Below are 11,305 nucleotides of genomic sequence, written 5' to 3'. Positions count from 1 at the left end.
ACAGCTACCTCGCAGGCCTCCACCTCCGTGGCGCGATGATCTGGATCAAGGACCTCACCCGGACCCGTTGATCACGACCGAATACGCGCCCTAGGGCTTGCCGAAGGTGTCGCACTGGGCGAGGTCGCCGGTGCGGTAGCCGGTGGTGAACCAGGTCTTGCGCTGGTCGGAGGAGCCGTGGGTCCAGCTCTCCGGGTTGACCCGGCCGGTGGCCTGCTTCTGGATCCGGTCGTCGCCGACGGACGCGGCCGCGTCCAGGCCCTGGGCGATGTCCTGGTCGGTGAGGGAGGCGATCAGCGGCCGCCCGGTGGAGGGCTGCGGGGTGGTGGTGGCGTGGTGCGCCCACACCCCGGCGTAGCAGTCGGCCTGGAGTTCCAGCTTCACGGAGGCGCTGTTGGCACCCTGACGGTCGTTGCCGACCTTCTGCATGGTGCCGAGGAGGTTCTGGATGTGGTGACCGTACTCGTGGGCGACGACGTAGGACTCGGCGAAGGGCCCGCCCTTGGCGCCGAAGCGGGCCGAGAGCTCGTTGAAGAAGCCGAGGTCGAAGTAGGCCTTGCGGTCGCCGGGGCAGTAGAACGGGCCGACGGCGGAGGTCGCCGGGCCGCAGGCGGTGGAGACCTGACCGGTGAACAGCACCGTCTCGGCGTTGCGGTACGCGGTGCCCGTGCGCTTGGGCAGTTCGGCGCGCCAGAACTCCTGCACGCTGTTGGTGACCGCCACGATCCGGCAGTCCTGGCGCCGGTTGGCGTCCGCGCCGGTCTTGCAGGCCTGCTGCACCTCGCCGACGGTGTGCGCGCCGTTGGAGGTGGTGGAGCCGCCGCCGGAGGACAGGCCCAGCAGTTGGGGGTCCACGCCCAGGACGACCGCGAACAGTACGACGATCAGGCCCACCGCCCCGCCGCCGATGGCGACCTTCCCGCCCGGGATCCCGCGCCGGTCGTCCACCTGTGAGGTGTCGAGGTCGCCCTGGTCGTCGAACTGCATGCCCCTGCCCGCTTCTGTCGTGTTTGTCATTACTGGTGACGGTCTGTGCCGGTGACGGCCCGCCCAGCCTACGGGCAGCGGGCGCCGGCACGGCGCAGCGGGGGCGCGGGCGCCAGGGGCCGGTCAGGACGGGGGCGGGGGCTGGGGCGGGGGCTGGGGCGGGCGGCGACTGCGGACGTGGCCGTGACCGTGACCGTGACCGTGACCGTGGCGATCGGGCTCCGCTCCCCCGAGGCCGCGCGCGCCGTCCCGGACCGTCACCTGGCCCGACTGTCGGACTGACGGTCCGTCAATGCTCGGCGCGGGTCATGGATGTGGCCGCGGCGGAGGCTTCGGCGGGGCGGGCGGGCCCGCGGGGGCGGCCGAGCAGGACGCCGGCCAGGACCAGCGCCAGCCCGCACACCTGGCGCACGCCGAGCCCCTCCCCCGCGAGGCCGGCGCCCAGCAGGACGCCCGCGAGCGGGTTGAGCAGGCCGAGCAGCCCGACCGTGCCGGCCGGCAGGTGGCGCAGGCCCGCGAACCAGAGCGCGAAGGCGAGGGCGGTGGCCACCAGGGCGACGTAGCCGAAGGCCGGGAGCGTGCGGGCGTCCATCGCCGGGGGCGCGCCCTCCACGGCGGCGGCCAGGGGCAGCAGCATCAGGCCGCCGGCGGTCAGCTGCCAGGAGGTGGCGGCCAGTGGGTCCGCGCCCTCGCGCCAGCGGGCGGCCAGCACGTAGCCGACGCAGGAGACCAGCATCGCCGCCACCGACGCGGCCAGCCCCGCCCCGCTGACCGCGCCGCCCGCGCCGAGCAGCGTCAGCGCCACCCCTCCCAGGCCCACCACCGCGCCGACCAGGTGGGCGCGGTGCGGGCGCTGCCCGGCCAGCGCCCAGGCGGTGAGCAGCATCGCCAGCGGGGAGGCGGCCATGACGGTGGCGGCGGTGCTGGTGGGCAGCAGTTGGGAGGCGAGGTAGAGCAGGACGAAGAACACCGCGGTGTTCAGCAGTGCGAGCAGGGCGCTGCGCCACCACCAGGGTCCGCGCGGGCGGCGGCGGGAGAGGGTGAGCAGGACCAGTCCGGCGGGCAGGGCGCGCAGGGTCGCGCCCCACAGGGGCCGGTCGGCGGGCAGGTAGGCGTGGGTGACGTAGTAGTTGGCGCCCCAGGCGAGTGGCGCGATCGCGGTCAGCAGCACCCACCGCAGATTGGCTTCCATGGAAGGCAATATACCTTCCCAGGAAGGTACTGGCGGTAGGATGGCCCCATGGAGCACCACCAGCAGCACCCCCGGACACCCGCGCGGCCGGGCGCGGACGCCGACCACGTGGCGCTGATCCAGGCCCAGTGGCGGCGCGAACGCCCCGACCTCGACGTCTCCCCGCTGGCCGTCATCGGCCGCCTGCACCGCCTCGCCGCCCGGCTGACCGGCGAACTCACCCTGGTCTACTCCCGCTACGGCCTCGGCGAGGGCGAGTTCGACGTCCTGGCCGCGCTGCGCCGGGCCGGCGCCCCCTACCAGCGGGCCCCCGGGGAGCTCGCCGCCCACACCATGGTCACCACCGGCGCGATGACCAAGCGGATCGACCGCCTCGAACACGCCGGACTGGTCACCCGCCGCCTCGCCGAGGGCGACCGGCGCGGGCGCGTCGTCGCCCTCACCGACGCCGGCCTGCGGCTGATCGACGAGGCGTTCACCGCCCACCTGCGCAACGAGCACCGCCTGCTCGCCCTCCTGTCCCCCGAGGAGGCCGCCGCCCTGCAGACCCTCCTCACCGCCTGGCAGCAGCGCCTGGACGGCACCGCACCGGGCGGCGGGCCAGCAGAATGTGACGCATGACCAGCACCCCTCCGCCGTCCCAGCCCGAACCCGAACCCGGACCCGGACCCGGGCCGCAGCCCCAGCCGTTCCAGTCGTCGCCGCCCGGCAGCCCGGAGAGCCCGGGGGCCCGGGCCGACCGGCGGCTGGTGGAACTGCTGCAGGAGCTGCGGGTGCTGCAGACCGGCGTGCAGATCGTGTTCGCGTTCCTGCTCGGGGTCGCCTTCACCCCGCGCTTCGCCACCCTCACCGACGGCCAGCAGGACGTCTACGTCACCACCCTGCTGCTGGCCGTCATCTCCTCGGCCGTGTTCGCCACCCCGGTGGCGCTGCACCGCGGGCTGTTCCGCCACCCCGGCAAGGCACGGATCGTCAGGGTCTCCGCCCACATCGCCCAGTTGGGACTGATGCTGCTCGCCTGCGCGCTCACCGGCGCCGTGCTGCTCGTCCTGGACGTCGTGCTCGGGACCGCCACGGCCCTGGCCATCACCTCCGTCGTCGCGCTGATCTTCGCCGGGCTGTGGTTCGTCCTGCCCTGGGTGGTGCGCCGCCCGCTGCACGACGACTGAAAACCGGCGCCCGGCGGCCGGAACCGGGCACGGGCACGCCGTGTGGTGGACTCCCCTCCCCCACACGGCGGCCGGCGACGCTCAGCCCGCCGCCACGGGCGGGGTGAGCCAGTCGTCGAGGGGGACGCCGCAGCTGTTGACGATGCCCGCGACCAGCGCGTAGGCCCACCGCGCGACGCCTGAGGCCTGAGGCCCGGCGCCCGACGTCCGAGGCCCGACACCGCCGGAACCGTCCCCACACCCGCCTCCCGCTTCCCGTCACCCGCGCCACGCCGGGGGCGGGCGCGGCGCGGGTGACGGACGGGACCGGGCCGGGGCCGGCTGTCGGGCGCCGGGGGCCAGGCGAGGAAGACCCACATCTCCCTCACCCCTCAGAGCCCGCCCGCCCCCGAAACCGCTTACCGCCCCACCCCGCGCGGCGGGTACCGTGCCCGGATGCACAGCGACGACGACAACGCCAGCAGGAACGGCAACGAGGGCGGCAACGGCAGCGCTCCCACCTGGGACGTCCTGCTGCTCGGCGGCGCCTCAGGCCTCGGCAAGAGCCGCGCCGCCGCCGAACTCGCCCGGCACAGCGGCGCGTTCGTGGTCGAGTTCGACGACGTCGTCGCCGCCCTGCACGCCGCCACCACCGCCGATGGCCACCCCGGCCTGCACCACTTCGACGGCCTCGACGACCCCGACGCGCTGCCCGCCGACCGCGTCCTGGAACTGCAGATCGCCACCGCCCGCGCCCTCGACGACGCCCTGCTCGGCGTGGTGCGCAACCGCCTCACCGTCGACGTGCCCGCGATCGTCGAAGGCGACTACCTCACCCCGGCCGCCGCCGCCCGCGCCGCCGCCGAGGCCGCCGGACAGGGCCGCGTCGTGCGCGCCGCGTTCCTGCACGAGGGCGACGCGGCCGGCATCAGCGCCAACTACGCCCAGCGCGAGCCCGACTGCGGCCCGCAGGAGCGCCGCGCCGCCGTCAGCGCCCGCTACTCCCACTGGCTCGCCGACCAGGCCCGCACCCACCACCTACCCGTCCTGGACTGCCGCCCCTACCCCACCCTCGCCGACCGCCTGCTCCGCGCCCTGGCCTGACCTGACCTGCCCCGGCCTGACCTGGCCCGGCCCGACCTGGCCCGACGAAAGGGGTCCACAGATGCTGATCGTGGTGAGCGGCGGGCCGGGCAGCGGGAAGACGACGCTGGCCCACGCGCTGGCGCAGCCGGGTGGACCCGGCAGTGGCCCGCGCCCGGATCCGGGCCCGCCTGACGACGCACCCGCGCCGCGCCGCGCACGCCGACCGCGCGCTCCTCGCCGCCCCGCCCGGCCCGGGCAACCTGCTGGACGACTTCACCCCGCCGTCCCTGCCGGTGCCGCACCTGCACGTGGACACCACCCGCGGCTACCGGCCGCCGCTGGCGGACATCGCCGCCTTCGCCACCGGGCCCGGGGGCTGACCGCCAGTTCGCCGGTGGTCCCGGCGGTTCGCCGGATCAATTCGGCTTAGCGGCAGTCGAGTTCCGATACCCGCAGGCACTCGACGAACTTCGCGCGGACGGCGCCTCCGCGGACCCGCCGCGCCCGGCCGTCCGTTTGCGGACAGCGCGCGAGGGGGAAGTCCCCGCGCCGGGCGCCGCTTGCGGGCGAGGCGCCGTGACCTCCGTGACCACCGCGGCGTCGGCCGCCACTCCGACGGCCGTACCCGGCTGGCCCGTCCGACAGGTTGTCAGCTCGCCCGTGTGGGCCGCCGGGATGACTTCTCCCGCGCGCCGGATCAGCCCAGATCAGCCCGGATAACACGGACGGCATAGTCATTTCGTCACCTTACGGCCGCATTCATGCCGTCATCCAAAAGTCCCGCGAGCACCCTGGGGAGTCCCCGATGCCCGAAGTCAGACGCCCCTGGGGCTTGGCCCGAGCCTTCGAAGCACCAGGCAGAGCCCTGGCCCGTCCGTCCAGGAGGACGGGCTCGGCGCGGCGCGGCTGGACGGGAATGCTGGCAGCCGTGCTGACGCTGGCGCCGGCGCCGCTCGTCCCGCTGCTGGCCGCCCCCGCCGCGCACGCGGCTCAGTCGTGCCCGGCGGATGCCGGCTACACCGACTGCCTGTCCTTCGCCTACACCGGAAGCGACCAGGACTTCACCGTCCCCACCGGGGTCTCCTCGATCAGGGCGAAGGTCTGGGGTGCGGGTGCGGCCGCCGACGGCGACACCGCCGCGGCCGGCCACGATCACGCGAACCGGCCGGGCGCCGCCGGCGCCTACGCGACCGCGCTGCTGGAGGTGACGGCCGGACAGCGGCTGACGGTGGTACCGGGCCAGGGCGGGCGGTCGCGTCCCGACGGCTCCGGCTCCCCGGCGGCCCGCGACGGTGGCGCCTCCGTCATCCGGTCGGGCCAGTCGCACACCCCCGCGGACACCCTGCTGGCAGCCGACGGCGGCACGGCCCCGGCCGCGAGCACGACGGCGACGGCGGCCGCGAGCGGCGACGGTGCTGCCGGGTCCAGTGCTGCCGGGTCCGGTCCTGAAGACGGGTCGCAAGGCCTCGCGCCTCACGTGACCGAGCGCCAGTACGTCACCGGGGCGGCCTTCGGCGGCTTCGCGCCGTCCACCACGGGCGTCAACGGCGCCGACGCCGGCGCCGACACCGGCACCAACACCGGCGCCGACGCGGCGAAGAGCGGCGGCGGCCACAGCGGCGACGGCGGCGACGGCCTCGTCGTGCTGGAGTGGAAGGACCCCGGCGCCGACGCCACGGCGGCGAAGGCCGACCCGTCAGCGGCCTCGGCGCCCGCCGGCCAGAGCAGCGCTCCAGGAGCCCCGGCCCCGGAGGCCACGCCATCCGCAGCGGCCGGTCCGGCCGCCCCGAGCAGCGCGGCCGCCCCGCCGAGCACCGCCCCGGTCGGCCGCCTGCCCCGGGCACCCGGCGACCCCCTGGACTGCACGGGCAACACGATCTACGCCATCCAGCGCGGCGCCTCCACCAGCGGGAACGGCACCCTGCTGGCCCTGGCCGCCGGCAGCGTCGGCGGATCCAGCGTGACCGCGACGACGGTCAGCACGCTCCCCGCCGGATCCGGCTTCACCAACGCCCTCGGGATCACCGACGGCGGCACCGCCGCCTACGTGGTCGACCAGACGCCGACCGTCGCCGGGTCCGTCAACGTGTACGGCTACAACGCGGCCACCCAGACCTGGACCACCTACACCGGAACCGCCGGCCCCACCACCGACTCCTTCGTCGCCGGCGCGGTGGACCCGGCCAACGGCATCTACTACTACGCCAGCTTCGAGCCCGGCACCGCGACCACGCCCGGCGTGGCCACCCTCTACGGCTTCAACACCACCACCAACACCGCGATCCCCGGCGTGATCGCCACGTTCAACCTGCCGGTCACCGGCGCCTCCGGCCCCAACGGCGACATCACCTTCGACGCGGCCGGCAACCTCTACGTCCTCTCCTCCGTCGGCACCGACGCCGCCATCGGCCGGGTCAACGGTCCGATCCCCACCACCGGGTCGGCCACCGGCGTGCCGCTGACCGACACGGTGCTGAGCACCCTGCCCAACCCGGACAGCAACTCGTTCAACGGGGCGGCCTTCGACAACGCCGGAACGCTCTACATCGAGTTCGCCACGGGGACCACCACCTTCCTGGAGCAGCTCAACCCGAACACCGGCGCGATCCTGGCCGGGCCCACGCCGTACTCCGACAACGCGTTCCTGTCCGTGGACCTCGGCGCCTGCTCCACCAACCCGACCCTGTCCCTGCAGAAGAACATCGTCGGCCGGTTCGCCTCCTCGACCACGTCGAACGACCAGTTCAACCTGGCGATCACCGGCGGCGGCATCACCCAGGGCAACACCGCCACCACGACCGGCACCAGCACCGGCGTCCAGTCACCCCCCGCCGGCCCGGTCATCGCCGTGTCGGGAACCACCTACACGCTGACCGAGACCGCCGCCTCCGGCAGCCTCGCCAACTACACCACCGCCTACGACTGCGTCGACACGGCCAACGGCAACGCCCCGGTCGCCTCGGGCACCGGCGCGACCACCTTCAACCTGCCGTTCCCGCCCACGGTGGAGAACAAGAACAGTCCGATGGTGCTCTGCACCTTCACCAACACCCCGGTCCCCGCGACGCCCTCGCTCACGATCATGAAGACCGCGTCGCCGACCACGGTCACGGCCGCAGGTCAGACCGTCGACTACAGCTTCCTGGTCACCAACACCGGGAACGTCACGCTGACCGACGTGACGGTGAACGAGACCGCGTTCTCGGGCACCGGCACCCCGCCCGTGATCACCTGCCCGGCCGGCGCCGCCTCCCTCGCCCCCGGCGCATCCGTCACCTGCACCGCCCCCTACACCGTCACGCAGGCCGACATCAACGCAGGCTCGATCACCAACACCGCGACAGCGACGGGCACACCGCCCACCGGCCCGCCGGTGACCTCACCGCCCTCCAACGCAACCGTCACGGCGACGCCCGCACCCGCACTCACCATCATGAAGACCGCCTCCCCGACCACCGTCACGGCCGCAGGTCAGGTCGTCGACTACAGCTTCCTCGTGACGAACACCGGCAACGTCACCCTCACCAACGTCACCGTGAACGAGACCGCGTTCTCCGGCACCGGCACCCCGCCCGTGATCACCTGCCCGGCCGGCGCCGCCTCACTCGCCCCCGGCGCGTCCGTGACCTGCACCGCCCCCTACACCGTCACGCAAGCCGACATCAACGCAGGCTCGATCACCAACACCGCGACGGCCACCGGCACTCCGCCCACCGGCCCGCCCGTGACGTCCCCGCCGTCCAACGCAACCGTCACCGCGACGGCCTCTCCGGCGCTCACCATCATGAAGACCGCCTCCCCCACCACGGTCACGGCCGCCGGGCAGGTCGTCGACTACAGCTTCCTGGTCACCAACACCGGCAACGTGACCCTCACCAACGTCACCGTGAACGAGACGGCGTTCTCCGGCACCGGCACCCCGCCCGTGATCACCTGCCCGGCCGGCGCTGCCTCACTCGCCCCCGGCGCGTCCGTGACCTGCACCGCCCCCTACACCGTCACGCAAGCCGACATCAACGCAGGCTCGATCACCAACACCGCAACGGCCACCGGCACTCCGCCCACCGGCCCGCCCGTGACGTCCCCGCCGTCCAACGCAACCGTCACCGCGACCTCCAACCCGGCACTCACCATCGCCAAGTCGGCCTCGCCGACCACGGTTTCGGCCGTCGGGCAGGTCGTCGACTACAGCTTCCTGGTCACCAACACCGGCGACGTGACCCTCACCAACGTCACCGTGAACGAGACGGCGTTCTCCGGCACCGGCACCCCGCCCGTGATCACGTGCCCGGCCGGCGCCGCCTCGCTGGCGCCGGGCGCGTCCGTGACCTGCACCGCCCCTTACACGGTGACGCAGGCTGATCTCAACGCGGGCTCGATCACCAACACCGCGACGGCGACGGGCACTCCGCCCACCGGCCCGCCGGTCACCTCACCGCCGTCCAACGCAACCGTCACCACGACCTCCAACCCCGCGCTCACCATCGTGAAGTCGGTGGACGCGACGGAACTGACCGCCGTCGGCCAGGTCCTGCACTACTCCTTCCTGGTGACCAACACCGGCAACGTGACCCTGACCAACGTCACCGTGAACGAGACCGCGTTCTCCGGCAGCGGCACGGCACCCCTGGTGACCTGCCCGGTAGGCGCCGCCTCGCTCGCGCCCGGCGCGTCCGTGACCTGCACCGCCACCTACACCGTCACGCAGGCCGACCTGAACAGCGGCAAGGTCGCCAACACCGCGACGGCGACGGGCACTCCGCCCGCCGGTCCGCCCGCGACGTCCCCGCCGTCCTCGACCAGCGTCCCGAACACCCCGGCCCCCGCGCTCACCGTGGTGAAGTCGGCCTCGCCGAGCACGGTCACGGCCGCAGGTCAGACCGTCGACTACTCCTTCCTGGTGACCAACACCGGGAGCGTCACCCTGACCGATGTGACGGTGAACGAGACGGCGTTCTCCGGTAGTGGGACGGCGCCCGTGGTGACCTGCCCGGCCGGCGCGGCCTCCCTCGCGCCCGGCGCGTCCGTGACCTGCACCGCCACCTACACCGTCACGCAGGCCGACCTGAACAGCGGGAAGATCACCAACACGGCGACGGCGACGGGCACTCCGCCGTCCGGTCCGCCGGTGACCTCACCGCCGTCCAGCGCGACGGTGACCGCGAAGCCGCCGCACGGCCACCTGCCGAGCACCGGGGCTGACACCCGGCTGGCCGGGCTGGCGGGGAGCCTCCTGCTCCTCGGCGGTGGGCTGGCGCTGGTGACACGCCGCAACCGTCGTCACGGCTAGCAACGACGACTGACGGCGGCGGTCCCCGGGGCGTGAGCTCCGGGGACCGCCGCCGTTCTGTGCCCGCCCGTCCGTCCGCCCCTCACCTGAGAGACGGGCCGGCGACGGAGCGATCCTCAGCCGAACGGATGAACCTCCGCCGCAGCCAGGCCCGCCGAGCCCGCGCCGCCCGCGCCGGCACGGTAAGACAGGCCGGGCCCCTCCGCGGTGACACCGGTGTGATCGTTCCTGGCGCCGCCCACAGCCGAAGGAAGAAGAGATGCGCGAAACCAAGCACAAGGCCCGAGCGGGTGCCGCCGTCGGCATCGCCCTGCTCGCCCTCGCCGCCCTGTCCGGCTGCCGCCAGCCCCACAACGGCGACAGCCAGGACGTGCAGGCCGCTGCGGCGGCTCCCCCCGAGGCCGGTGCGAGCAGCGGCGAGATCGCCGTGCTGGAGCAGCCGACGCTCCCGCCGCCGTCGTCCGTCGCCAACGACCAGGAGAAGCGCAAGCAGGTCACCATCGGCACCTGCGAGGCGACCAAGGACGGCTGGCGCGCAGCAGGCACCGCGGTGAACCCTGGTGACCGGGAGGCGGATTACCGGATCGTCGTCTACTTCACCTCGGCGAAGGCCACGGTGCTCGCCCTCGGCGACACGGCGGTGAACGTCAAGGCGGGGCAGAGCGGGGCGTGGGAGGTGCGGCAGGCGTTCCACGCGCCGCAGGGGACCCTGTGTGTCCTGCGGGGCGTCAGCTGAGCGCCCGCCGCCGGGCGGTCTAGCGCGGCGGGGGCCGGTTCTCGTCGCAGGTGGTGCGCTGGCCGTGGAGGAGGAGGGGGACGGCGCGGCTGGCGAGGGCTTCGGCGGCGCGGGCGGCCTGGGCGGGGGCCATGACGTCCGGGAGCTCGTGGGCGGGGACGAAGCGGGCGCCGAACAGGCCGCTGCGGTGCCGGGGCGGGACGGTCAGACTGTCGGCGGCGTGCTCGGTGACGGTGCCGCCGTCGAAGACCAGGTTGAGGCGCTCCAGGTAACGGTCGGCGGGGGTGAAGTCGACCGCGAGGACGTCGGCGAGGCGCAGGTTGAGGCCGGTCTCGGCGAGGAGGTGGCGGGCGGCGGCGAGGTTCGGGGGCTCGTTGGGCTGGGCGGCGCCGCCCGGGAGGAGGAGGCCGTCCATGTAGTCCGGGTCGACGAGCAGCACGTCGCCGCGCGGGTTGCGCACGAGGACGAGGCAGCCGAGCCGGCACACCGGCGGCTTGGCGAGCAGGCGGGGGTCTTGCATCGGGGGTTCACTTCCTGAGGGCGGCGAGGAGTACGAGGGAGAAGCCTGCCCACCACAGCAGGCGGACCAGGAGTTCAGCCGTCACGCGTCAGGCGCTCGTAGCGCAGGCCCTTGCGCAACAGGTCCACGACCCGCAGGAGTTCGAACGGGCGGGCGCAGCCCAGGCCGATCAGGTAGCAGCCGGTCCTGCGGCCGTACTCCCAGTCGACTTCGACGGAGGGCAACTTCACCCCGCCCAGGGCGAGGACGGCGGTCAGGTCGTCGACGACGTCGGCCGCCTGCCGCCGCTGGTCGGCCGTGGCGCGATAGACCTTCTCCCCCATCACGCCCCCACCTGCCGTCGGAC

10 protein-coding genes are annotated in these 11,305 nt (G+C 74.0%); 6 read left to right on the top strand and 4 right to left on the bottom strand.

Features of this window, described 5'->3' with window-relative positions:
• Nucleotides 1-90: 90 nt before the first annotated feature.
• Both ypfJ and ABT015_RS37540 read right to left on the bottom strand, forming a co-directional pair.
• Nucleotides 91-987 (bottom strand): KPN_02809 family neutral zinc metallopeptidase, encoded by an 897-nt coding sequence (gene ypfJ / locus ABT015_RS37545; RefSeq protein ID WP_350887745.1) that lies wholly within the window; start codon nucleotides 985-987, stop codon nucleotides 91-93.
• A gap of 289 nt (nucleotides 988-1,276) precedes the next feature.
• The gene (locus ABT015_RS37540) at nucleotides 1,277-2,179 is read right to left on the bottom strand and encodes an EamA family transporter (RefSeq protein ID WP_350887742.1); all 903 of its coding nucleotides are present in this window, start codon (nucleotides 2,177-2,179) and stop codon (nucleotides 1,277-1,279) included.
• Nucleotides 2,180-2,227: 48 nt separating this feature from the next.
• Between ABT015_RS37540 and ABT015_RS37535 the strand changes: the two genes are divergently transcribed.
• The 6 genes from ABT015_RS37535 (at nucleotide 2,228) to ABT015_RS37510 (ending at nucleotide 10,439) form a co-directional block, all read left to right on the top strand.
• On the top strand, nucleotides 2,228-2,800 hold the full coding sequence (locus ABT015_RS37535) for a MarR family winged helix-turn-helix transcriptional regulator (RefSeq protein WP_350887739.1): 573 nt from the start codon (nucleotides 2,228-2,230) through the stop codon (nucleotides 2,798-2,800).
• Nucleotides 2,797-3,348, top strand: coding sequence for a DUF6328 family protein (locus ABT015_RS37530; protein ID WP_350887737.1), 552 nt, complete (start codon nucleotides 2,797-2,799; stop codon nucleotides 3,346-3,348). Before ABT015_RS37535 ends, ABT015_RS37530 begins: the two co-directional genes overlap by 4 nt.
• A gap of 435 nt (nucleotides 3,349-3,783) precedes the next feature.
• Nucleotides 3,784-4,431, top strand: a complete 648-nt coding sequence (locus tag ABT015_RS37525; RefSeq protein WP_350887734.1) for an AAA family ATPase — start codon at nucleotides 3,784-3,786, stop codon at nucleotides 4,429-4,431.
• 131 nt (nucleotides 4,432-4,562) lie between these two features.
• A complete protein-coding gene (locus ABT015_RS37520) occupies nucleotides 4,563-4,793 on the top strand; it encodes a hypothetical protein (RefSeq protein WP_350887731.1) in 231 nt (76 codons plus the stop codon).
• A 548-nt stretch (nucleotides 4,794-5,341) separates the two neighbouring features.
• Entirely contained in the window at nucleotides 5,342-9,703 is a 4,362-nt protein-coding gene (locus ABT015_RS37515; protein ID WP_350887728.1) for a beta strand repeat-containing protein, read from the top strand.
• A gap of 259 nt (nucleotides 9,704-9,962) precedes the next feature.
• Nucleotides 9,963-10,439 (top strand): hypothetical protein, encoded by a 477-nt coding sequence (locus ABT015_RS37510; RefSeq protein ID WP_350887725.1) that lies wholly within the window; start codon nucleotides 9,963-9,965, stop codon nucleotides 10,437-10,439.
• 19 nt (nucleotides 10,440-10,458) lie between these two features.
• Here ABT015_RS37510 and ABT015_RS37505 read toward each other — a convergent pair whose 3' ends face one another.
• Complete coding sequence (locus tag ABT015_RS37505; protein WP_350887722.1) at nucleotides 10,459-10,959, bottom strand: NUDIX domain-containing protein; 501 nt, start codon at nucleotides 10,957-10,959, stop codon at nucleotides 10,459-10,461.
• A gap of 74 nt (nucleotides 10,960-11,033) precedes the next feature.
• A partial coding sequence (locus tag ABT015_RS37500) for a hypothetical protein (protein ID WP_350887720.1) occupies nucleotides 11,034-11,305 on the bottom strand: 272 nt, incomplete at its 5' end.

The sequence above is a fragment of the Kitasatospora sp. NPDC094016 genome, assembly GCF_040304045.1.
In the GTDB taxonomy this organism is placed as follows: domain Bacteria; phylum Actinomycetota; class Actinomycetes; order Streptomycetales; family Streptomycetaceae; genus Kitasatospora.
The sequence above is the reverse complement of the archived record's forward strand: the minus strand, read 5'-3'. Positions and strand labels throughout refer to the sequence as shown.

Coding starts and splice junctions, on each gene's coding strand:
- ypfJ (WP_350887745.1), bottom strand. CDS start 987: ATGCAGTTCGACGACCAGGGCGACCTCGACACCTCACAGGTGGACGAC.
- ABT015_RS37540 (WP_350887742.1), bottom strand. CDS start 2,179: ATGGAAGCCAATCTGCGGTGGGTGCTGCTGACCGCGATCGCGCCACTC.
- ABT015_RS37535 (WP_350887739.1), top strand. CDS start 2,228: ATGGAGCACCACCAGCAGCACCCCCGGACACCCGCGCGGCCGGGCGCG.
- ABT015_RS37530 (WP_350887737.1), top strand. CDS start 2,797: ATGACCAGCACCCCTCCGCCGTCCCAGCCCGAACCCGAACCCGGACCC.
- ABT015_RS37525 (WP_350887734.1), top strand. CDS start 3,784: ATGCACAGCGACGACGACAACGCCAGCAGGAACGGCAACGAGGGCGGC.
- ABT015_RS37510 (WP_350887725.1), top strand. CDS start 9,963: ATGCGCGAAACCAAGCACAAGGCCCGAGCGGGTGCCGCCGTCGGCATC.
- ABT015_RS37505 (WP_350887722.1), bottom strand. CDS start 10,959: ATGCAAGACCCCCGCCTGCTCGCCAAGCCGCCGGTGTGCCGGCTCGGC.